The 21105-nt window shown below is 65.8% G+C and carries 18 protein-coding genes and 2 pseudogenes; 13 read left to right on the top strand and 7 right to left on the bottom strand.

Going from position 1 to position 21105, the window contains the following annotated elements; all coding sequences use genetic code 11:
• Positions 1-94: 94 nt before the first annotated feature.
• Positions 95-466: a UrcA family protein gene (locus PE061_RS14390; protein ID WP_271255939.1), complete on the bottom strand. Its 372-nt coding sequence runs from the start codon at positions 464-466 to the stop codon at positions 95-97.
• A gap of 290 nt (positions 467-756) precedes the next feature.
• Here PE061_RS14390 and PE061_RS14385 point away from each other — a divergent pair, with 290 nt between their 5' ends.
• From PE061_RS14385 to uvrA, 3 genes are all read left to right on the top strand, one after another.
• Complete coding sequence (locus PE061_RS14385) at positions 757-1788, top strand: cupin-like domain-containing protein (RefSeq protein WP_271255938.1); 1032 nt, start codon at positions 757-759, stop codon at positions 1786-1788.
• A gap of 515 nt (positions 1789-2303) precedes the next feature.
• Complete coding sequence (locus tag PE061_RS14380; RefSeq protein WP_271255937.1) at positions 2304-2981, top strand: PEP-CTERM sorting domain-containing protein; 678 nt, start codon at positions 2304-2306, stop codon at positions 2979-2981.
• A 155-nt stretch (positions 2982-3136) separates the two neighbouring features.
• A complete protein-coding gene (gene uvrA / locus PE061_RS14375; protein WP_271255936.1) occupies positions 3137-6073 on the top strand; it encodes an excinuclease ABC subunit UvrA in 2937 nt (978 codons plus the stop codon).
• 3 nt (positions 6074-6076) lie between these two features.
• Here the strand turns inward: uvrA and PE061_RS14370 are convergent, their stop codons facing one another.
• Positions 6077-6499, bottom strand: a complete 423-nt coding sequence (locus PE061_RS14370) for an Rrf2 family transcriptional regulator (protein WP_271259210.1) — start codon at positions 6497-6499, stop codon at positions 6077-6079.
• Between the two features lie 105 nt (positions 6500-6604).
• Here PE061_RS14370 and PE061_RS14365 point away from each other — a divergent pair, with 105 nt between their 5' ends.
• Genes PE061_RS14365 through PE061_RS14355 form a run of 3 tightly spaced genes read left to right on the top strand, consistent with a single transcriptional unit; the run spans position 6605 to position 7731 of the window.
• Positions 6605-6997, top strand: a complete 393-nt coding sequence (locus PE061_RS14365; RefSeq protein ID WP_271255935.1) for a group III truncated hemoglobin — start codon at positions 6605-6607, stop codon at positions 6995-6997.
• A 1-nt stretch (position 6998) separates the two neighbouring features.
• The gene (locus PE061_RS14360; protein WP_271255934.1) at positions 6999-7265 is read left to right on the top strand and encodes a DUF1971 domain-containing protein; all 267 of its coding nucleotides are present in this window, start codon (positions 6999-7001) and stop codon (positions 7263-7265) included.
• 1 nt (position 7266) lies between these two features.
• Complete coding sequence (locus PE061_RS14355) at positions 7267-7731, top strand: hypothetical protein (protein ID WP_271255933.1); 465 nt, start codon at positions 7267-7269, stop codon at positions 7729-7731.
• A gap of 155 nt (positions 7732-7886) precedes the next feature.
• Here the strand turns inward: PE061_RS14355 and PE061_RS14350 are convergent, their stop codons facing one another.
• Positions 7887-8660: a hypothetical protein gene (locus tag PE061_RS14350; protein ID WP_271255932.1), complete on the bottom strand. Its 774-nt coding sequence runs from the start codon at positions 8658-8660 to the stop codon at positions 7887-7889.
• Between the two features lie 48 nt (positions 8661-8708).
• Between PE061_RS14350 and PE061_RS14345 the strand changes: the two genes are divergently transcribed.
• Entirely contained in the window at positions 8709-9266 is a 558-nt protein-coding gene (locus tag PE061_RS14345) for a DUF2721 domain-containing protein (protein ID WP_271255931.1), read from the top strand.
• A 650-nt stretch (positions 9267-9916) separates the two neighbouring features.
• Here the strand turns inward: PE061_RS14345 and PE061_RS14340 are convergent.
• From PE061_RS14340 to PE061_RS14330, 3 genes and pseudogenes are all read right to left on the bottom strand, one after another.
• Positions 9917-10969: pseudogene (locus PE061_RS14340) on the bottom strand (recombinase family protein); the annotation flags it as partial.
• Positions 10970-11410: 441 nt separating this feature from the next.
• A complete protein-coding gene (locus PE061_RS14335) occupies positions 11411-12466 on the bottom strand; it encodes a tyrosine-type recombinase/integrase (protein WP_271255930.1) in 1056 nt (351 codons plus the stop codon).
• Positions 12463-13572 carry a tyrosine-type recombinase/integrase gene (locus PE061_RS14330; protein ID WP_271255929.1) on the bottom strand — a complete coding sequence of 370 codons (1110 nt, stop codon included), beginning with the start codon at positions 13570-13572 and terminating at the stop codon, positions 12463-12465. Before PE061_RS14330 ends, PE061_RS14335 begins: the two co-directional genes overlap by 4 nt.
• Before the next feature lie 160 nt (positions 13573-13732).
• Here PE061_RS14330 and istA point away from each other — a divergent pair, with 160 nt between their 5' ends.
• Positions 13733-15247 carry an IS21 family transposase gene (gene istA, locus PE061_RS14325; protein ID WP_021238707.1) on the top strand — a complete coding sequence of 505 codons (1515 nt, stop codon included), beginning with the start codon at positions 13733-13735 and terminating at the stop codon, positions 15245-15247.
• A complete protein-coding gene (gene istB, locus PE061_RS14320; protein ID WP_031304487.1) occupies positions 15234-15962 on the top strand; it encodes an IS21-like element helper ATPase IstB in 729 nt (242 codons plus the stop codon). Before istA ends, istB begins: the two co-directional genes overlap by 14 nt.
• Before the next feature lie 993 nt (positions 15963-16955).
• Here the strand turns inward: istB and PE061_RS14315 are convergent.
• Entirely contained in the window at positions 16956-17564 is a 609-nt protein-coding gene (locus PE061_RS14315) for a fasciclin domain-containing protein (protein WP_271255928.1), read from the bottom strand.
• A 426-nt stretch (positions 17565-17990) separates the two neighbouring features.
• On the opposite strand from PE061_RS14315, the gene PE061_RS14310 reads away from it, so the two are divergent.
• The 4 genes and pseudogenes from PE061_RS14310 to PE061_RS21690 all read left to right on the top strand — a co-directional run.
• Positions 17991-19115 (top strand): 8-amino-7-oxononanoate synthase, encoded by a 1125-nt coding sequence (locus PE061_RS14310; RefSeq protein ID WP_271255927.1) that lies wholly within the window; start codon positions 17991-17993, stop codon positions 19113-19115.
• Positions 19112-19729, top strand: coding sequence for a dethiobiotin synthase (gene bioD / locus PE061_RS14305; RefSeq protein WP_271255926.1), 618 nt, complete (start codon positions 19112-19114; stop codon positions 19727-19729). The genes PE061_RS14310 and bioD overlap by 4 nt, the downstream gene beginning before the upstream one ends.
• Positions 19726-20970 (top strand): adenosylmethionine--8-amino-7-oxononanoate transaminase, encoded by a 1245-nt coding sequence (locus PE061_RS14300; RefSeq protein WP_271255925.1) that lies wholly within the window; start codon positions 19726-19728, stop codon positions 20968-20970. The genes bioD and PE061_RS14300 overlap by 4 nt, the downstream gene beginning before the upstream one ends.
• 58 nt (positions 20971-21028) lie before the next feature.
• Positions 21029-21094 (top strand): annotated as a pseudogene (locus PE061_RS21690) (hypothetical protein); the annotation flags it as partial.
• Between the last annotated feature and the right edge of the window lie 11 nt (positions 21095-21105).

Here is a 21105-nt window from a genome sequence, read left to right as displayed (position 1 = left end):
CCTGCTGTTTGCAAGCGATACAATCGCCAAAAAGAAGGGCGGGCACACTGGGACACGGTGCCCGCCCTTTGGCGGCGTATGGGATCGCCGCGCGTTACGGCATCGCGATCGTGATCGCGGGCGCGTTAGACGCCACCTGCGTTCCGGCATTGTTGATCGCGGCAGTGATCTGGGGCGCGGCGCTGCTGATCGCGGCGTTGCGGCAGGCGATGCCCGCCATCTCCCGGCGCAGGTCACGGATACCGCGCTCGACGCACATCGCGGTGGCGGCGCGGCGCACGCGATCGTGCAGCGTCTTCACGCCCGCATCGGTGGCAAGGTTCAGATCGCCGTATTTCACGTAGGCGACCGGGCGCGCCGTGTTCGCTTCGATGACGGTTTCTTCCATGGCGTGCGCCGCAGGAGCGAAAGCAGCGGTGGTCATTGCGGCGGCGAACGCAATCGCGCTGATCTTCACGAGGGTCATCACAACGGTCCTTCCAGTGTCGCCTGTGGGAGGCGGGGAATTTCAGGCTGCGAACCGGGAACGTCCGGACTGCTGGGACTGTGGGGTCCGTCGCTCCCGATCCGCATCCTGTAGTTACCGCGCGCCGTTCGTCTCCGCCGCACGGCTTCGATTGCCCGCGAAGGCCGCTCGACGAACGATCATTGCCGCCGACGAACGGCTGACGGCTGCTGACGAAAGTCGCTATGTGTCAAATCGGTGAAACATCGGCCGCCCATAGACGGCCCCGTGAACATGAAGATCGGGCAGGCATGAGCAAGACGAGGAAGGCCGGCGGCGCTGTCGCCGCAGTGAACGACGACCTGCGCCGCGAGATCGCCGAAGCGCTGCTCGGCGGCGATGACCCCGCGCGCCTCGCGCAGCGGATTGCGAGCCGTGGCATCGGCCATGCGCTCGCCGTGTCGGAAATCGAGCGTGCCCGGAAGAGCCCCTATCTTGCCGCCGGGGAGCGATTGCGTCAGCGGCTCGCGAAGCGCGACTGGTTCCTCGCCAACTACGCGAAGCTCGCCGCGCCTGCATCGGGCGATGTGCCGCGCGTCCATGCGCTCTCCGCCGAAACCTTCTTCTCCGATTTCTATGCCGCGCATCGTCCCGTCGTCGTCACCGGTCTCGTCGATCATTGGCCTGCGCTGAAGCGCTGGTCGCTGGACGATTTCGAAGCGCGCGTCGGCAATGCCGAGGTCCGCGTGCAATGGGATCGCGAGGCCGACAAGGACTACGAACGCAATTCGGATGCGCACGGCGCCGTCCGCCCGTTCCGCGAGATCATCGCCCGCCTGCGCGCCAGCGAGGCCGCACCGACAAACGATTTCTATGTCACCGCGAACAACCACACGCACAACCGCGATGCGCTTGCACCGCTCTATGCGGACACCGGCTCCATCCCCGGCTACCTCGCCGAGCCCGGCGGTCCCGGCGGTTTCCTCTGGATCGGCCCCAGGGGCACGGTCACGCCATGGCACCACGATCTCACCAACAATCTTCTGCTCCAGATCGCGGGCCGCAAGCGCGTGCGCCTCGTCTCCAGCCATCACACCCCGCTGATGCGGAACAGCCGCCACTGCTTCAGCGACTGGGGCGCCGAACCGCTCGAACCCGGCCCCGGCGACGGCATCCGCCCGCCCGCGATGATCGCCGACATCGGCCCCGGCGAAGCGCTGTTCCTCCCCGTCGGCTGGTGGCACCATGTCGAAGGGCTGGACGTGACGATCGGCATGAGCTTCACGAACTTCGCGCGGGACAACGACTTCTGGTCGCACTACGCGAGCTATGGTGCGGTTTAGGGCGGACGCTCACGATATCGCACCGACAATCCCACCCTACACGCTCGTCATACCGGCGAAGGCCGGTATCCATACGACCGTGGTCATGGATACCGGCCTTCGCCGGTATGACGTTCTGTCTGGTTACGACCCAAAGCCGGACATTCGGCGAATCAACGCTATCGACCTAAACAATGCTGGCTGCGGGTCATAGGCGCGACAACCATGCCGTCATGGTCCATGCAATTGTCAGCACTGATGATTTTCCAGAATAGTCCCAGAACGAGCAGCACTACGCAGGCAACGATGAGAAGTAATGGATAAATGCGCCTCATTTGTGCAGGCTTGTTCACCACCGCGCCGATAGCGTCAATGTCTGCTTTCCACCCCATCGCAGCCCATCACGATCCTGCCGCCCGACCGTCACCCAACCATTATCACCCCGTCATCCCCCGGACGCGCACGATGGTTAACGAAGAACCATCGGCAACCGTCGACCGCCATCCGGCATGTCGGCCGCAACAGGGACATTTGCGATGCGTCACTTCCTTTCCGTCGCCGCGCTGGCGATGCTCGTTTCCACCGGGGCCGAGGCCGGTCTCGTCAAGGTCAGCTTCACCGGCGTCAATTCCAGTCCCGCCGCGCCCAACGTGTTCGGCACGCCGGTGCCCACGATCAGCGGCTACGTGATCTACGACGATGCCGCCACCGGCACGCCCTTCGTCGTCAACGCCACGCGCTCGGCCTACAACTACGCGGGCGCCATCAAGGAGATCGGCTTCGATCTCGGCAGCGGCATCGGCGGCACCGCGAGCGGCGACCTCGGGTCGATGCAGGTCTCCGACCAGTTCACGGTTGGGCAGGACCGCCTGTCGTTCAACAACATCTACCTCACGCCGGATGCGATTACGGGCGAGCCTGCGGGCACCGTCCGCTTCGAGGTGACGATCGGGCTTTCCGGCCCCTTCTCCGCGCTGTCGACCTCGGACCTGCCCGGCGTGTTCGACCCCGCGATCTTCACCGGCCAGAAGAATTTCTCGCTGTTCGTGAACCGCGGCACCGGCGCGCCTCCCGCGGGCGCCGTCAGCTTCAACTTCAACTTCGACAGCCTGACCGTCGAGCCCTACGGCACCGACGTTCCCGAGCCCGCCATGCTGGCGCTGTTCGGGCTCGGCGCGGCCGCCGTCGGCCTCCGCCGCCGCGGGACCGCCTGATCTTCCCGCGAGGGAGCGGCGGACTGCCGCATGTGCCCGGTCCGCCGCTTCCCGTTCTTGCCAAGCGCGTCCGCTGTCCCCATCTCCTGTCTTCCCCCGGCGCCGTTTTGCGGCTAGTGTCCGACCGGAACAAACAGGAAACGACAGCCCTCCCCATGCTGACCCACATCTCGATCCGCGGCGCGCGCGAGCATAACCTCAAGAACATCAGCCTCGATATACCGCGCGAAACGCTGACGGTCGTCACGGGCCTGTCCGGCTCCGGCAAGTCGAGCCTCGCCTTCGACACCATCTACGCGGAGGGCCAGCGCCGCTACGTCGAGTCGCTTTCCGCCTACGCGCGGCAGTTCCTCGAGCTGATGCAGAAGCCCGACATCGACCATATCGAGGGACTATCCCCGGCCATCTCCATCGAGCAGAAGACCACCTCGAAGAACCCGCGCTCGACCGTGGCGACCGTCACCGAGATCTACGACTACATGCGGCTCCTGTGGGCGCGCGTCGGCATCCCCTACTCGCCCGTCACCGGCGAGCCGATCGCCGCGCAGCAGGTGAGCCAGATGGTGGACCGCGTGATGGCGATGCCCGAGGGCACGCGCCTGATGCTGCTCGCCCCTGTCGTGCGCGGCCGCAAGGGCGAATACCGCAAGGAGATCGCCGAGTGGCAGCGCACCGGCTTCCAGCGCGTGAAGATCGACGGCACGGTCTATCCCATCGAGGAAGCCCCCGCGCTCGACAAGAAGTACAAGCACGACATCGACGTGGTCGTGGATCGCCTCGTCGTGAAGGAAGGCCTCGAAACCCGCCTCGCCGACAGCTTCGAAACCGCGCTCGGCCTCGCCGAAGGGCTGGCCGTGGTGGAACTCGTGGGGAGCGGTGATTCTGGGGGCGAGCGCATCCTGTTCTCGCAGAAGTTCGCCTGCCCCGTCTCCGGCTTCACGATTCCCGAGATCGAGCCGCGCCTGTTCTCGTTCAACTCGCCGCACGGCGCCTGCCCGGCCTGCGACGGTCTCGGCGAGAAGCTCTATTTCGATCCCGAGCTCGTCGTGCCGAACCAGACCCTCAGCATCGAGCAGGGCGCGGTGGTGCCGTGGGCGAAATCGTACCCGCCCTCGCCTTATTATATGCAGGTGCTGCGCTCGGTCGCGCGGGCCTACGATTTCTCGCTGCGCACGCCGTGGAACGAGCTTCCGGAGGAGGTCCGCGACGTCGTGCTGAACGGCACCGGCGGCGTGCCGATCACGCTGCGCTTCGAGGACGGCCGCAAGACCTACGAGGTGAAGAAGCCGTTTGAGGGCGTCGTCAACAATCTCGACCGCCGCTGGCGCGAGACGGACAGCCAGTGGGTGCGCGACGAGCTTTCGCGCTTCCAGTCCGCCGCGCCGTGCGAGACCTGCAACGGCGCGCGCCTGAAGCCAGAGGCGCTCGCCGTGAAGATCGCCGGCGAGACCATCGCCGACGCCGTGCGCCGCCCGGTCGGCGACGCCTTCCGCTGGGCGAAGGCTCTCCCCGCCCAGCTCAACACCCAGCAGAAGCAGATCGCCGAACGCATCCTGAAAGAGATCGTCGAGCGCCTCGGCTTCCTCGACAACGTCGGCCTCGAATATCTGAACCTCGACCGCAAGTCCGGCACGCTCTCCGGCGGCGAATCGCAGCGCATCCGGCTTGCCAGCCAGATCGGCAGCGGCCTCTCGGGCGTGCTCTACGTCCTCGACGAGCCCTCGATCGGCCTCCACCAGCGCGACAACGACCGCCTGCTCGAAACGCTGAAGCGCCTGCGCGATCTCGGCAACACCGTGCTCGTCGTCGAGCACGACGAGGACGCGATCCGCACCGCCGATTACGTCATCGACATGGGCCCCGGCGCGGGCGCGCACGGCGGTCAGGTCGTCGCGGAAGGCACGCTCGCCGACATCCTCGCGAGCCCCAACAGCCTCACCGGCGACTATCTCTCCGGCCGCCGCGCCGTGCCGGTGCCGGAGGCGCGCCGCAAGGGCAACGGCAAGAAGCTCACCGTGAAGGGTGCGCGCGCCAACAACCTCAAGGACATTGACGTCTCGATCCCGCTCGGCACCTTCACCTGCATCACCGGCGTCTCGGGCTCGGGCAAATCGACCTTCACCATCGACACGCTTTACGCCGCCGCCGCTCGGGCGCTGAACGGCGCGCGCGTCGTCTCCGCGCAGGTCGACGACATCAAGGGTCTCGAACATCTCGACAAGGTGATCGACATCGACCAGTCACCGATCGGGCGCACCCCGCGCTCCAACCCCGCGACGTACACGGGCGCCTTCACCAACATCCGCGACTGGTTTGCCGAGCTGCCCGAGTCGAAGGCGCGCGGCTACAAGCCCGGCCGCTTCAGCTTCAACGTCAAGGGCGGCCGCTGCGAGGCGTGCAAGGGCGACGGGATGCTGAAGATCGAGATGCACTTCCTGCCCGACGTCTACGTCACCTGCGACGTCTGCAAGGGCAAGCGCTACAACCGCGAGACGCTGGAGGTGAAGTTCAAGGGCAAGTCGATCGCCGATGTGCTCGACATGACGGTCGAGGACGCCGCCGCGTTCTTCAAGGCCGTCCCCGCCATCCGCGACAAGATGAACATGCTCGTCGAGGTCGGCCTCGGCTACATCCACGTCGGCCAGCAGGCGACGACGCTGTCGGGCGGCGAGGCGCAGCGCGTCAAGCTCGCCAAGGAGCTCTCGCGCCGCTCGACGGGCAAGACGCTCTACATCCTCGACGAGCCCACCACCGGGCTCCACTTCGAGGACGTCCGCAAGCTCCTCGAAGTGCTCCACGCGCTCGTCGAGCAGGGCAACAGCATCGTCGTCATCGAGCACAACCTCGAGGTCATCAAGACCGCTGACTGGATCATCGACCTCGGCCCCGAAGGCGGCAATGCGGGCGGCAAGGTCGTCGCGGAAGGCACGCCGGAAACCGTCGCGAACGTCGCAGCGAGCTACACCGCGCGCTACCTGAAGCCGCTGCTCGAAAAGAGGCCCGCCGCCGCCCCGATGAGTCTGCCGAAGCCGAAGGGCAAGCGGAAGCCGAAAGCCTCAGAACTCGCGCTCGAAGGCGAGGCCGCCGAATAGCGGTCAGGCCGCCGTGCCGAGCAGCGCGCCGAGCGCCGCGCGCCGCCGCGTGATGTCGGCAAGCGTGTAGCCGTCGAGCACGGCCATGAAGGCGCCTAGCGCCTCGCCGAGAGCGCCCGCGAGGCCGCAGGCCGGGGCGGCGATGCAGGCGCCGCACTCGGCAAGCCCGGCCTCGCCCTCCGTATGGCGCACGAGCTCGCCGATGCGGATCTCGGCGGCGGGCCGCGAAAGCCGTATGCCGCCCAGACGCCCGCGTTCGCTGGCGACATAGCCGGCGTTCACGAGGTCGTTCACGATCTTCATCAGGTGATTGCGCGAAACGGCGTAGGCGTCCGCGATCTCGCCGATCGAGCACAGCCGCTCCGGGTGCACGGCGAGGTGCATCAGCACCCGCACCGCGTAGTCCGTATACCGCGTCAGCCGCACGCCTTCATCCCCTGCCATTTCGTCGCACGCCCATTATATGTATTTGAAATACATCTTTCAAAGCCCATGATTGCCGATGTGCGGAAAACGAGTCGGAGCCCCCTGATGGACGTGCAGGACATCGACGAGGAACAGCTGAAGGCGCTGGTGGACCTGTTCTATGCGCGCGTGCGCGCGGACCCGGAGCTTGGACCCGTCTTCAACGACGCCATCGCGGACTGGCCGGAGCACCTCGAAAAGCTCGCCGCCTTCTGGTCGTCGGTGATGCTGACGAGCGGGCGCTACAAGGGCAATCCGATGATTGCGCACCTGAAGCATGTCCGCCGCATCACCCCAGCGCTGTTCGATCGCTGGCTCGCGCTCTGGGCACGCACGGCGGGCGAGGTGATGAGCCCCGCCGCGGCGGCTGCGTTGCAGGCGAAGGCGCACCGCATCAGCGAAAGCCTCCAGTACGCGATGTTCCACCGGCCGGGCAGCGGCGTGCCGCAGGTCGCCTGACATGTCCGCCCCCTACCGTTCCACGCCGGTGTTCGACGAGCACACCCTGCCCGCGGCGCTGCGGAGCCGGCACAACACGAAGGCGGGCGTCTGGGGCATCATCCGGGTGTTCGAGGGCCGCCTGAGGCTCACCTATCTCGATCCGCCGTCGGAAATCGTGGTGGAACAGGGCGGGTCCGGCCTGCTGCGGCCGCAGCAGGATCATTTCGTCGAGCCGCTCGGGCCGATAAGGATGCGCGTCGATTTCTACGACGCGCCGCCGGTGTAGCATGGACGACATTGCCGCCGCGCGCGCCGTCCATGTCCTCGCCGTCCTGTTCTGGATCGGCGGCGTCGCCTTCGTCACGCTGGTGGTGATGCCGGCGATCCTTCGCGAGCATCCGCCCGGCGAACGGCTGGCCGCGTTTCATCGCATCGAAAGGGGCTTCGCCCCGCAGGCGCGGCTGTGGGTGCTGCTCGCCGGGGTGAGCGGTTTCTGGATGACGCACCGCGCGGGGCTCTGGGACCGTTTCGTCGATCCCGGCTTCTGGTGGATGCACGCGATGGTGGGGCTGTGGGCGGTGTTCATGGCGATGCTGTTCGTCATCGAGCCCCTGTTCCTGCACCGCCACTTCAGGGCCGCGCCCGATCCGGAGGCCCTGTTCGACCGGATGATCCGTATGCACCGGCTGCTGCTGGCGATCGCGGTCGTCACCGTTCTCAGCGCCACGGCGGGCAGCCACGGGCTGATCTGAGCTGCTTTCCGGCAGGGTGTGCGATGGCGGACAACGATCGACACCTGTGAGGCTCAAGATGCCGGTTTCGTCCTTCCTTGAGCGCGCCCTCGGTTATCCGTGTGATCTTTTGCGGATAGATCGTGTTTCTGGAGAAAGAAACGACGGAAACGCTATCAATAAAAGACCCAACGGACATATTCAGCGGCCTTGAACGGCATAGGCACAAAGCCGTTTTTCACGGTGAGCGTGACCAGAGCGCCCTGCTTGGCGGTCGCAATCGCCAAGTTTCCTGCTGCGCCGATCTCTTTCGGAAGCTTGTCACTGCGGACGCCGGAATAGCCGTCAAAACAGGGTTCCTTCCGTGTTGTCGAATTCGCTATGCATATGCCGAAATAGGCATGACCCGTAATTTTGTCCTGATGCGAGTATTTGAAAAGCAGTCGCGGGAAATTCTCCCCCTCGGACAAGGGTATCCGCCGATAGGAGACCGGGTTTATCGCGGTTCGCCTATTCGGAATCTTGCCCGAAGATGATGGAATGCCAATGTGCGAGCTCATCACGGTGAACGCAGATTCGAAGCGGCCATCATCATCCTCGTCGACGAGGCAGGTGAATTTCTGATTGCCGCTCCATAAGCGTTCCAAAAGGTCAGCGCGCGGAAACGTGAAGCTGCAGGCGGATCGCAAATTCGCCTGCAGCTCCATCATCTGCATACCGCCCGGCGCAATGATCTTGTTCTCGATACCGACAGCGTCATGAGCGATCGTCAGGAGACTCAAGGGCAGCAGGCGCGCTTCCGTAATCACATCGCCCGGTTTGACTGTCTTTTCCTCCAGAGAAGCCGCGATGGGATCGACCGTCCAGATCACCGTATAATATTGCGAAGCGGCATGGACCGGCTGTGCCAGCAACAATCCGCCGGCGGCCAAAATCGACCGTGCGGTCAAGAACCTGTTCTCTCTCGCCATCACCCCCCGAACCTCTCGCAAACCCTGTTGAAAGCTCGAAATAGCCTTTTCTGGTACGGCGTGAAAGCGCATGGATTGACTGGCCCGCGCGGCATGGCAAGGGTACGGCGCATGGACCCCTCGCCCTTCACCGGCGTGCAGATCGCCGACATCGGCCATGCCGTTCAGCTCGCGATCGCGCCCGTGTTCCTCATCGCAGGGATCGGTGCGCTGCTGAACGTGATGGCGAACCGGCTGGGGCGGGTCATCGACCGGGCGCGCGTGATCGAGCGGGACATCATCGGCTACGACGAGGCCGCGCGCGAGCGCGCACTCGCCGAGCTCGCCATCCTCGACCGCCGCATGGTGCTGGTGCACTGGGCGATCTACGCCTGCGTGGCGAGCGCGCTCGCGATCTGTCTCGTCATCGGCGTGCTGTTCGTCGGCGATCTTGCCGACGCGGCCGTGGGCACCATCGTCGCGGTGCTGTTCGTCGGGGCGATGGCGCTCATCGTCGCCGGCCTCATCATCTTCCTCGTCGAGACCGGAATCGCCACCCGCTCGGTGCGCGTGCGGCAGGAAGTGCTGAAGCGCGAAGCGGAATGACCTGAAGACACACTTTGGACGAAGGGATTTCGTTCAGGCCGGAGCGAAAAGTGTGGATTTCGAGAACTGTATGGCGCTTTCGTTATAACTTTGCGTGCGGGCGTCCCATTGGGGCCATCGTTTCCGACGAAGTCGAGGATGCCCATGAGTTCGCCGTGGAGAGTGGCATGAACCTCTCCGCGCTTGTCGCCCGGCATGAGGACGATTTTGCCAACGAGCGCACGGATGTCGGCAGCGGCTTCGGCGCGCGTCTCTGGATCTTCGAGCGTTTCGACCAGGCCTGCGACCTTGCGCCGATAGGCATCGGCGATGCCGGGGTGGATATCGGGGATGCTCGCCGGGGCTTCTGACAGCCGCGCCGTGATCTCGGCCTTCTGCCTTTCAAGCTCCACCATGCGCGCCTTCATGGCGGGCTGGTACATGCCGTCCTCGATCGCCGCCATGATCCCGGCGATGGCCCGCTCGACCTTGCCGAGCGCCTGCCGGTCGGCCTCGACCTGCGCACGGCGTTCGCGATTCGCGTCGTTGATCTGCGCGGCATAGGCGCGGACCGCCGCCTCGACCTTCTCAGGCGAGACGAGCCTGTCCCGGATACCGGCCAGCGCCCGCGCCTCCAGAGCTGCCCGGCGGATCGTGCGGGGATTGCCGCAGGTGCCGTGGCGGTGACGGTTGATGCAGCCGTAGCGGTCCTTGACCACGATCCCGTAGACGCCGCCGCACACCCCACATTCCAGCAGCCCCGAGAGCAGATAAACCGGACGGCGCAGTTCACCCAGCTTGTAGGCTCGCGCCGCACGCATGCCCGCGGTGGCCGCCTCGAACCGCTTGGTCAGAACCGCTTTCTGCGCCTGCACCGCCTGCCAGAGCGCATCGTCGACGATGCGAAGGTGCGGCACCTCGACCTGCACCCACTCCGATTCGGGATTGGGCCGTGAGACCTTCCGACCCGTGACCGGGTCCTTGAGGTAGCGCTTGTGGTTCCACGAGAGCACGCCCGCATACAGCGCGTTGTTAAGGATGCCGGTCCCGCACGCGGCATGGCCGCGGATCGTCGTGTCCCGCCATGTTCGGCCACCCGGACCGGGGATGCCCTCCGCATTGAGGTCGCGGGCAATCGCGCGTGGGCTGGTGCCGCAGGCAAATGCCCGGAAGATGCGGCGTACGACCTCGGCCTCGACCGGATCGACGGCACGCTCGCCGCGCACGAGCTCGCCGTCCGCCGTCAGACGCCGTAAGATCTTGTAGCCGTAGGCGGCGCGGCTTGCCGCTAGCCCCTTCTCAATGCGCCCGCGCAGGCCGCGATGCGTCTTCTTCGCGAGGTCTTTCAGGAACAGCGCGTTCATCGTGCCCTTGAGCCCGACATGAAGCTCGCTGATCTCGCCCTCAGAGAGGGTAACCAGCGTCACGCCTGCGAACTGGAGGTGCTTGTAGAGCGTTGCGACATCGGCCTGGTCGCGCGACACGCGGTCGAGCGCTTCTGCGAGCACGACATCGAACGCCCCACGCTCGGCATCCCGCAGCAGCGCACGGATGCCCGGGCGCAGCGTGATGCTGGAGCCCGAGATCGCGGCATCCTCATAGGTCTGCACCGAGGCCCAGCCTTCGCGCTCTGCGCGCTCTCGGCAGATGCGAAGCTGGTCCTCGATGGAAGCGGCGCTCTGCTGGTCCGACGAGTAGCGGGCATAGAGGGCGACACGAATCACGATAACGATCTCCCCACGCCGTCCCGGGCACCGGCCGGCAATGCTGTGGGCGCAGAACCTGTCCAGGCGACACGGACGCGACGATGACCGGCGTTTGTGCTATTCCTGCGCGCGTCGTGCACGGATATGCTCGCGGGCGATCTGGCGTCCGACCACCTCGGCGATACGGAGAAGAGCAGCGTCGCCCTCATGGGCTTCGATGACAAGCTGGGCGTCATCATTCGTAGGGCACGCCTCATGAATGCGACACACACCATCCCGCCGCAGCGCCATGCTGCCGTGGGGGCTGGTGCGGGATGTGCGCCTGGCGTCCATCCCCAAGTGTCTATGCGCGCTGGAAATCCGCAACCAGCGGGGTCGTGTGGACCCGGTACGTCCGATAGACCGGGCCGGAACGGACCTATCGGGCTGCGAGCCCTATCTTGTGCAATTAATTGCAAATCATGCATCCTCATCCCTAAGCCTCCGAACGACGTCCTGGTAACGGGAGAAGGCAGTGAAGCTGGTCGCCTGATTGTAGTATCTCTGGCTGGAGGCGAGCGTCGCATGTCCGAGTATGGCCTTGTTGATGCCGATATGCGCCGGGTCTTCAAGCGCGACTTCGGTGGCAGCGCAGTCGCGGAACAGGTGCAGCGAGAGATCCCGGCCGAGGTGCTTGCGCGTGGTACGGGTTACGCGGACAGAGATATCGTCGGCCGACAGACGCCCGCCTCTACGGCTGATCCACAGCCAGCCGTCATCGTCTGCGGCGCCTTTCAGGAGGACGGGACGAACCCGATCCAGGTAGGTGAACAGCGCCGGTTCAAGCCATTTCGGCATATAGCCGTCGACCGGAATGCCTTTCTTCGTCTCCTCCTTGGGGATGGCGACTCGCACCCCGAGATCGTCGATGAACATGTTGCGGCCGAGCCGGAGACCGGCGAGATTGCACCGTCGCAAGGGACGGCTGATCAGCAGGCCGATGATCAGGCCGTCGCGGTAAAGCTGTGCGCCGCCGCGTTGTCCCTTGCGGAGTTTCTCCAGCCCTTCCTCCATCAGACTGCCGGAAAGGGCGATAATGTCTCTCGCCCTGGCTATGCGGGGCAGCTTGGGGCGGCTCGGCCTTGCCCTGTTCACCATCCTGTGGGCGAGTTTCGTGAGCCAGGCGACACCATCCGGCGGCGCGCAGGCCCGCAGCACATAGGCGATATCGCGCAGCGTTCCGGCAACCGTCAGTTCGGCCCGGCCAACCTCGTACGCGTCAAGGAATGCCTTGATCCGCTCCCGGGAGATACGGTCGCAAGGGTGCAGCGGTAGGTCGAGCTTCCCGTCGTCCTCAAGCCAGCGAAGCCAGACGCCATAGGCCCGCTCACAGCCCCTGAGCGTGGTCGGGCGCCAGCCTGCGGCCAGTCCATCGTCATCGAACGGACCACTCGCCTGATGAGCTTTCTGCCAAAGCCTGCGGTCGCACTCGGGCCATTGTTCGACCTTGAGCGAAGGAAATGCCTGCCTGGTCACAGCCTGTCCTCCCGATGGGGGGGCTCGACACCATCGTCCTTCCGCATGCGATCGAGGAGAGCATCATAGCGGGCGAACGCGTTGTCGTTCTCGAGGCCGTGGTAGAAGTTGATGGTCGTCTGGATATTCTTGTGGCCCAGCAGGCGGCGCGCGGTCTCGTAGTCGCCCGGATGCGCCATGAGCCAGAGATGCGCGGCGAGATGCCGAAGCAGGTGCGCATGGATGGTGACGCCGACCTCGCGCCGGACAAATCTTGCCAGTTGCTTCGACAGGGCGGATGACCCCTTGGGCGTGCCCGACTGGCCAACGAATAGTCTGGTGGTGGCATTGCCGTTCAGGAGCACCGGACGGAAGACATTTACATAGCGATCGAGCAGCCTGCCAAGACCGTCATCAAGCTCGGCATCGATGGCGACGTTGTTCTTCACGTCATCGGCGGCGACCGCGATGCGCCATTTGCCGATCTTTCCGGCGATGGGTGGCTGGATGTCCTTGCCGAAATCGAGCTCCGCGAGATTGCGGACGCGCATCGGAACCTGAAGGAGAACTCCCAGCCCGGCCGCCATCTGCATCCGCTGCGCTTGCCTGACAGTGGGCTCCCGGATTCCACCCAACTCGCCGGCCACCACATAGGGCAGATTGAGCAGCCGTCTCCGGATCCTCGGATCGAGCAATGGCACCAGCCGTTTCTTGTTCTTCTCGCACATGCCGGCGGCTGTGAACCGGACCTTCTTTTCCAGCTTGCGGAGGCGGTTGCGCTGGTCATCGTCGGCCTTCAGGTAGCGGGCAATGCTGAGCGCGGCGACCACCATGCCGTGCATGTCCTTGCGCGCCCGGTCATCGAGCATTCTTTTTCCCAGCCGCGCTTCGAGCCCGCGCCTGAGCATATCGGGGTCGATGACCTTCTGAAGCGACGTGAAATGGCTGGCGGACACCCCGTCCTCTACCAATGCTGAAAGCAGCACCCGCAGCCGGGTCAAATAATTGCCCAGTGTGACGGGTTTGATCGGGCGATGATCGTCATTGAACTGCCCCTGTTCCAAAGCGCGCTTGCCGTAGACAACGATTTCGTCCTGAAGAGACTGCGGGAAGTCGGCCCACTGCAATGTTCGCTTACCGATGAGCTCTGGCGCCGGAATGTGTGCCAATGATGAGGATCAGCGTGCAATAGGCACCCCCTTCGTGGGGTGATCGGCGTGCAAAAAGGACCCCTTCATCCCGGGGATTTAGTCGGCCGACTGGTTTTGATCAGTTGGCGAGAACGGGATGTTGATCGTGGAGACAGTGGTTCGGATTCGGCGTGAGCATGCAGCGGGTAAGGCGATCAAGGCGATCGCTCGTGACCTTCGTTTGTCGCGGAAGGTCGTCCGCAAAGCGATCCGGTCGCCGGAGGCGGCGTTCAACTATCAGCGCAAAGTCCAGCCGCTGCCGCGGATCGGTCCTTATCAGGATCGTCTCGATGCGCTGCTTGAGGAGAACGAAGGTCGCGGCCGCCGCGATCGGCTACGGATGACGCGTATCCATGACCTGCTGGTGCGCGAGGGGTTCGATGGATCCTATGATGCGGTGCGCCGCTATGCGGCGCGCTGGCGTGCTGCGCGGCGGAAGGATGCTGGCGAAGGCGCACCGGCGTTCATCCCGATGACCTTCCAGCCGGGTGAGGCCTACCAGTTCGACTGGAGCCACGAGGATGTGGAGATCGCCGGCAAGCCGATGCGGGTGAAGGTGGCGCATATGCGTCTCTGCGACTCGCGCGCACCCTATGTCCGAGCCTATCCGCGCGAGGGCCAGGAGATGCTGTTCGATGCCCATGCCCGGGCGTTCGCGTTCTTCGGCGGTGTGCCGCGACGCGGTATCTACGATAATATGAAGACGGCGGTGACGGCCGTGTTCACCGGCAAGGAGCGTGTGTTCAACCGCCGCTTCCTGATCATGACCGATCATTACATGGTCGAGCCGACCGCCTGCTCGCCGGCGGCGGGATGGGAGAAGGGCCAGGTCGAGCAGCAGGTCCAGACGATCCGAGGCCGCTTCTTCCAGCCGCGACTCCGGTTCGCCAGCCTGGCCGAGCTCAACGGGTGGCTGGAGGCCGAGTGCCGGCGCTGGGCCGAGCATCATGCCCATCCCGAACGCGGGGATATTACCGTCGCCGAGGCGCTGGATATGGAGCGACCGGCCCTGCAGCCGATCCTGGCACCGTTCGACGGCTTCCATGAGAGCGAGCATGCCGTCACCGGCACCTGCCTCATCAGCTTCGATCGCAACCGCTACTCGGTCATGTCGACGGCCGCACGCCGGACCGTTCAGGTGCGCTCCTATGCCGATCGCATCGTCATACGCTGCGGCGATGCGATCGTCGGGGAGCATGAGCGCCACTTCGGTCGGAACCGCACGATATACGATCCCTGGCATTATCTGCCGGTCCTCGCGCACAAGCCCGGCGCGCTGCGTAACGGCGCACCGTTCCAGGACTGGGATCTGCCGCCCGCCCTGCACCGATTACGGCGAAGGCTCGGCACCGGGGACGAGGCCGATCGCAGGTTCGTGCGGGTCCTCTCGGCGGTGCTCACCGATGGCCTGGAGCCGGTAGAGGCTGCCGTGCGCGAAGCGTTGGCGAACGGAACGGCCAGCGACGAGCTGATCCTCAACATCCTCTCCCGGCGCCGCGAGCCGGCGACACCCCACAGCATCGTCACTTCGGAAGACCGGATGCTGCAGCATCCTCCGCTCGCCGACTGTGCCCGCTATGATCTGCTGCGAGGCTATGATGCAGCGGCATGATATGATCGACACGATGCGCGGCCTCGGACTCAAGGGCATGGCGGCGGCGTTCGACGAGGCGGTCACCACCGGCCTCCAGCGCAAGCGCACCACCATGGAGATACTGACCGACCTGCTCCGTGCTGAGGCGACCCACCGGGATGCAGCCTCCATCCGCTATCGGATGACGGCTGCGAGGCTGCCCGTGGTGAAGGACCTGGAGCGGTTCAGCTTCGAGGGCACACCGATCAATGAGGAGATGATCCGCTCCCTTCACGATGGCTCCTTCCTCCCGCCTCGCCGCAATATCGTGCTGGTCGGCGGCACGGGGACAGGCAAGACCCACCTCGCCATCGCGATCACCGCCAATGTCGTGCGAAGGGGCGCTCGCGCCCGCTACTTCAACACCGTCGATCTGGTGACACGCCTCGAAGAGGAGACCCGGATCGGCAAAGGCGGGACCCTGGCGGCGCAGCTGTCGCGGCTCGACCTGATCGTGCTCGACGAGCTCGGTTATCTGCCGTTCGCCCGCTCGGGAGGGCAGTTGCTGTTCCACCTCATCAGCAAGCTTTATGAGCGGACCAGCGTCATCATCACCACGAACCTCGCCTTCGGCGAATGGCCGACCGTGTTCGGCGATCCCAAGATGACCACGGCGCTGCTCGACCGCGTCACCCACCACTGCGATATCGTCGAGACGGGCAACGACAGCTGGCGCTTCAAAAACCGCAGCTGACAGCCACCTTCGGCGCCTTCAAAAATCTATCTTGCGCTGCGCGCGCCTCCGGTCGGGCTACGCCCGCCCTCCGCCGCACGCAGCGCAAGGCCATCTTCAACAAACCAGCATCATATTATCCGAAAAGGGGGTCCCTCTTCGACGCCGATCGGGGGTCCCTTTTGAACGCCGTTTGACAAGGAAGGACGAAGCTGCCACTCGAAACAAACCGCTTGATTGAAGAGGACTTTTCCTCCGGACGGCTGCTTTAGAGCGCCTGCCGGATAGGGAACTGAACCGTCCCTTGAGAGGGAATTCCGATCAACGTGTCGATTTGCCCACTCGACCAAGCGCCAATCTAAAGTTCGATTCGCAAATTATAATGATGGTGCTTTATGGAACCGGAGCGGAGCGTACTAAAGGTACGTGAGCCAAGGCGCGCGCAGAAAGCCGCGCTTTGCAGCCCGGCATGGGCGGATTTTCGACCCGGTTCAAAGCAAACGGGGGCTGACCTTTCGGCCAGCCCCCACTCGCTCCGTTGGTCCTGTGCCGTTCAGCCATGCGGCTGACGTTCAGGCGTCGGGGCTTGCGTCTCCGGCGGTCCCGGGGGGATCGACCGGTTTCGCATTTCGATGCCGTTCGCCGGGGTCCGCTTGCGTCGCCTGTGCTTCGCACCTGCGGGCGTTGCGGGCCGGGGTTTCCGGTATCGAGGACCATCGGCGTTTCCTGTGGGCTTCGCTCTCGCGCCGCATACAGAATGGAACCGTGACCCTGGTGGTTTTCCAGGGATTTCCGTCCGTTTCCGGGCTTCAACCGCCTTCCGACCACGATCCGAAGGTCTCACGAATCAGTGAGTCGCCAAAGCGAAAAATAGCCTCGGCCGTCTGTGGATAACGGGGATATCGGGGATAAAAGGGGCGGATTCACCCAGAATGGAAACGTCCCACGCCGCATAGGGGCGCGGGGCGTTCCTGTAAAGCCTTGAACGCAACGCGATTGTCGGGCGCGGTATGCTCAGCCCTGCGCCGGAACCATGATGCCGTTGACGACGTGCACGACGCCGTTCGAGGCCTGAACGTCGGACTTGGTGATGTACGACGCATTGCCCTGGCCGTCGGTCAGCTTCACGAGGCCTTCGTCCAGCGTCGCCGTCAGCGTGTCGCCCTGCACGGTCTTCACCTCGGCCTTGCCGCCGCCCGCCTCGATGGCGGCAACGACGTCGGCCTGCGTCAGCTTGCCGGGCACCACGAAATAGCTGATCAGTCCCGAAAGTTGCTCTTTCGCGGCCGGTTGCAGCAGCTGCTCCATCGTGCCCGCGCCGAGCCGCGCGAAGGCATCGTTGTTGGGCGCGAAGACCGTGAACGGCCCCGGCTGCGAAAGATCGTCGACGAGCTCGGCCGCCTTCACCGCCTCAGCGAGCGTGCTGAGTTCCGGCGTGGCGAGCACGTTGCCCACCACGGAATTCGGATCGACGGCGACGGCCGTTTCCGCCGGCGGCGCAGCGTCCGCCGGGGCTACGGCGGCGGAATCCGACGGGGCGGGCTCGGCGACCTGCGCGCTCACGGGCGCTGCGAACATCACGGCAACGGCTGCAATCTTCAGAAACATCTTCGGGTTGTTCATCCTTCTCCCTCTCGAAACACCTGACGCGGGTACGCCCCACGGTTTGGCAACCGCAGCATAGCCCGAAGGTTCCGCAGGAAACGGCCGCGGAGCACGCCCCGTCCCGGCGCAAGCTCGATTCGTCCGAAAATGCTGCATTGCAGCGCCATACAAGGAGAAAGGCCGCCCCGGATGGCTCCGGCAGCGGCCTTTCAACATGGGTCAGCGGCCGGCAGTCCGGCCCGGGAACCCGTCTATTCCTCAGGCCGAAGCCTCAGGCGCGATACCCCCGAACGAGCTGAACCGACCCCATCGCTGAACCATGAGACATCGGTCACCTCCTTTCTCGCTCATTGAACTCAGGCAGAAAGATGGGGTCAAAATCGCAATCCTGCAAGCATCAAAAAGACATGTTCCTTGGCGGCGTCTTGGTCTAGGCAGCGGGCCATGCCGGTTTTCGAGGCCCTCGCCAGCGATCTCCAGCGGCTCGACGCCGCGTCGCGCCGCAGGCGGCTGATGCCGCGCGCGGGCACGGACTTCTCGTCGAACGACTATCTGGCGCTGGCGGGCGATCCCGCGCTCGCGGCGGCGGTCGCGGAGGCGATCGCGCGCGGCGTCCCCGCCGGATCGGGCGGCTCGCGCCTGCTGCGCGGCAACCATCCCGAGCACGAAGCGCTGGAAGCGGAGGCCGCACGCTTCTTCGGCGCCGAAAGCGCGCTCTGGTTCAGCACGGGCTATGCCGCGAATTCAGCGATCGTCTCGACGCTGCCGCAGCGCGGCGACCTCGTCGTCTACGACGACCTCATCCATGCGAGCGTCCACGAGGGGCTACGCCTCACGCGCACCGAAACCGCCGCCGCGCCCCATAACGACGTGGACGCCTTCGCGGACGCGATCGCCGCATGGCGCGGGCGCGGCGGCGCGGGCCGCGTCTGGATCGCGGTCGAAAGCCTCTACAGCATGGACGGCGACCACGCCCCGCTCGCCGACCTCGCGGCGCTCGCCGAGGCGAACGACGCCGTGCTCGTCATCGACGAGGCGCACGCGACCGGCGTGTTCGGTGCGGGCGGACGTGGCCTCGCAGCGGCGCTCGAAGGCCGCGAGAACATCATCACGCTGCACACCTGCGGCAAGGCGCTCGGCTGCGAGGGCGCGCTCGTCTGCGGGCCCGCCGTCGTCACCGATTTCCTCGTCAACCGCGGCCGCGGCTTCATCTTCTCGACCGCGCCCTCACCGCTGATGGCGGCGGCGGTGCGCGCGGCGCTTCGCATCATCGAGGGCGCCGACGACCGCCGCGCGAGGCTCGCCGCGCTCATCGCCCATGCGGAGCGCGTATTGGGACCGCACGGCGCGCTCTGTTCCGGCTCGCAGGTCATGCCCGTGATCCTCGGCGACGACGCGCGCACCATGCGCGCCGCCGCCACCGTCCAGGCCGCCGGGTTCGACGTGCGCGGCATCCGCCCGCCGACGGTCCCCGCGGGCACCTCGCGCCTGCGCATCTCGCTGACGCTGAACGCCACCCAAGACGACGTGTCGGCGCTCGCCGCCGTCCTCGAAGACGCGCTTTCATGAGCCGCATCGTCGTCACCGGCACTGATACCGGCGTCGGCAAGACCGTCTTCGCCGCCGCGCTCGCCGGCGCGCTCCGCGCGCACTACTGGAAGCCGGTGCAGGCGGGCCTCGAGGACGGCAGCGACGCCGAAAGCGTTGCCGCACTCTCCGGCCTCCCCGCGGATCGCATCCTCCCCGAGGCCTACCGGCTGACGACGCCCTGCTCGCCGCACCGCGCCGCCGAACTCGACGGCATCGAGATCGACCCCGCCCGCCTCGCGCTTCCCGCGCACGACCCGCTCGTCGTCGAGGGCGCGGGCGGCGCGCTCGTCCCCGTGACGCGGGAGCTGCTCCATGCCGACCTGTTCGCCCGCTGGGGCCTTCCCGTCGTCGTCGTCGCCCGCACCGGGCTCGGCACGATCAACCACAGCCTGCTCACCATCGAGGCGCTGCGCGCGCGCGGCGTCCCCGTGCTCGGCATCGCCTTCTCCGGCGACACCAACGAAGACAGCGAAGCCACAATCGCGGCGATCGGCAAAGTAAGGCGTCTCGGTCGCCTCCCCCGCGTCCCGCTCGCCGCGCCGTCTCTGTCGTCCGCCTTCGCATCCGCCTTCCGGCTGGAGGATTTCCGATGATCTCGCCCGTCTGGCACCCGTTCACGCAGCACGGCCTCGGCGAGCCGATCCCGCGCGTCGTCCGCGCCGAAGGCTGCGCGCTCTACACGGACGACGGCCGCCGCGTCATCGACGCCATCTCCTCGTGGTGGGTGACGACGCACGGTCACTGCCACCCGCGCATCATGGCCGCCATCGCCGATCAGGCGACGCGCCTCGACCAGATGATCTTCGCGGGCTGGACGCACGAGCCCGCCGAAACGCTCGCCGCCGCGCTCGTGGAGATGCTGCCCGCCCCGCTCGCGCACGTCTTCTTTTCGGACAGCGGTTCGACCGCCGTCGAGGTCGCGCTCAAGATGGCGCTCGGCTACTGGCGGGATCGCGGCGCACGCCACCGCATCCTCGTGATGGAGCACAGCTATCACGGCGACACCATCGGCACGATGTCGGTGGGCGAACGCGGCGTCTACAATGCCGCCTACGAACCACTGTTGTTCGATGTCGGCACCGTCCCCTTCCCCGCCGCCTGGCGCGAGCAGGAGACGCTGGACGCCCTCGAACATCTCTGCCGCACCGAAAGCCCCGCCGCCTTCATCGTCGAGCCGCTGGTCCTCGGCGCGGGCGGCATGATGATGTACGGCGTGGACACGCTCCGCGAGATGCACGCGATCTGCCGCCGCCACGGCGTGCTCTTCATCGCCGACGAGGTGATGACCGGCTGGGGCCGCACCGGCACGCTGCTCGCCTGCGGGCAGGCCGGGATCGTGCCGGACATCCTCTGCCTCGCCAAGGGCCTCACCGGCGGCGCTGTACCGCTCGCCGTCACGCTCGCGACGCCGCCGATCTTCGAGGCGCACCTGTCGAAGGACCGCGCAAAGCTGTTCTATCATTCGTCCAGCTTCACGGCGAACCCGCTCTCCTGCGCCGCCGCCGTCGCCAACGTCGCGATCTGGCGCGAGGAGCCGGTGCTGGACCGCATCGCCGACCTTGCGCGGCGGCAGGAGCAGAAGCTTGGGAAGCTTGCGACGAACCCCCGCATCCGCAACGCCCGCCGGATCGGCACTATCACCGCCGTGGAGGTCGAGGACACGACCGGCAACTACCTCTCCGCGCTCGGCCCGCGCCTGCTCGCCGCGTTCCGCGAACGCGACGTGCTGCTCCGCCCGCTCGGCAACACCGTCTACCTGATGCCGCCCTACTGCACCGACGACGCCGACCTCTCCCGCATCTACGACGTCATCGAAGAGGCGATCGCGGAGTAGTTTACGCCCGCCGGCCAAGCCGGTAACCTTGCCTGCGGACAATCAGGGGAGACCATCCATGCGCTGGCGCGGCCGCAGAATGAGCGACAACGTCGAGGACCAGACCGGGCGCGGCGGCATGGGCTTCCCGATGGG

This window comes from Sphingosinicella microcystinivorans (assembly GCF_027941835.1).
Lineage (GTDB): Bacteria > Pseudomonadota > Alphaproteobacteria > Sphingomonadales > Sphingomonadaceae > Sphingosinicella.
This window is presented reverse-complemented; position numbering and strand designations above follow the sequence as displayed.

Excerpts from the sequence above, each read along its gene's own strand:
- PE061_RS14300 (WP_271255925.1), top strand. The coding sequence starts at position 19,726 with ATGATCTCGCCCGTCTGGCACCCGTTCACGCAGCACGGCCTCGGCGAG.
- PE061_RS14355 (WP_271255933.1), top strand. The coding sequence starts at position 7,267 with ATGGACGACATTGCCGCCGCGCGCGCCGTCCATGTCCTCGCCGTCCTG.
- PE061_RS14390 (WP_271255939.1), bottom strand. The coding sequence starts at position 466 with ATGACCCTCGTGAAGATCAGCGCGATTGCGTTCGCCGCCGCAATGACC.
- PE061_RS14315 (WP_271255928.1), bottom strand. The coding sequence starts at position 17,564 with ATGAACAACCCGAAGATGTTTCTGAAGATTGCAGCCGTTGCCGTGATG.
- PE061_RS14380 (WP_271255937.1), top strand. The coding sequence starts at position 2,304 with ATGCGTCACTTCCTTTCCGTCGCCGCGCTGGCGATGCTCGTTTCCACC.
- bioD (WP_271255926.1), top strand. The coding sequence starts at position 19,112 with ATGAGCCGCATCGTCGTCACCGGCACTGATACCGGCGTCGGCAAGACC.
- PE061_RS14310 (WP_271255927.1), top strand. The coding sequence starts at position 17,991 with ATGCCGGTTTTCGAGGCCCTCGCCAGCGATCTCCAGCGGCTCGACGCC.
- istB (WP_031304487.1), top strand. The coding sequence starts at position 15,234 with ATGCAGCGGCATGATATGATCGACACGATGCGCGGCCTCGGACTCAAG.
- PE061_RS14385 (WP_271255938.1), top strand. The coding sequence starts at position 757 with ATGAGCAAGACGAGGAAGGCCGGCGGCGCTGTCGCCGCAGTGAACGAC.
- uvrA (WP_271255936.1), top strand. The coding sequence starts at position 3,137 with ATGCTGACCCACATCTCGATCCGCGGCGCGCGCGAGCATAACCTCAAG.
- PE061_RS14360 (WP_271255934.1), top strand. The coding sequence starts at position 6,999 with ATGTCCGCCCCCTACCGTTCCACGCCGGTGTTCGACGAGCACACCCTG.
- PE061_RS14365 (WP_271255935.1), top strand. The coding sequence starts at position 6,605 with ATGGACGTGCAGGACATCGACGAGGAACAGCTGAAGGCGCTGGTGGAC.
- istA (WP_021238707.1), top strand. The coding sequence starts at position 13,733 with ATGTTGATCGTGGAGACAGTGGTTCGGATTCGGCGTGAGCATGCAGCG.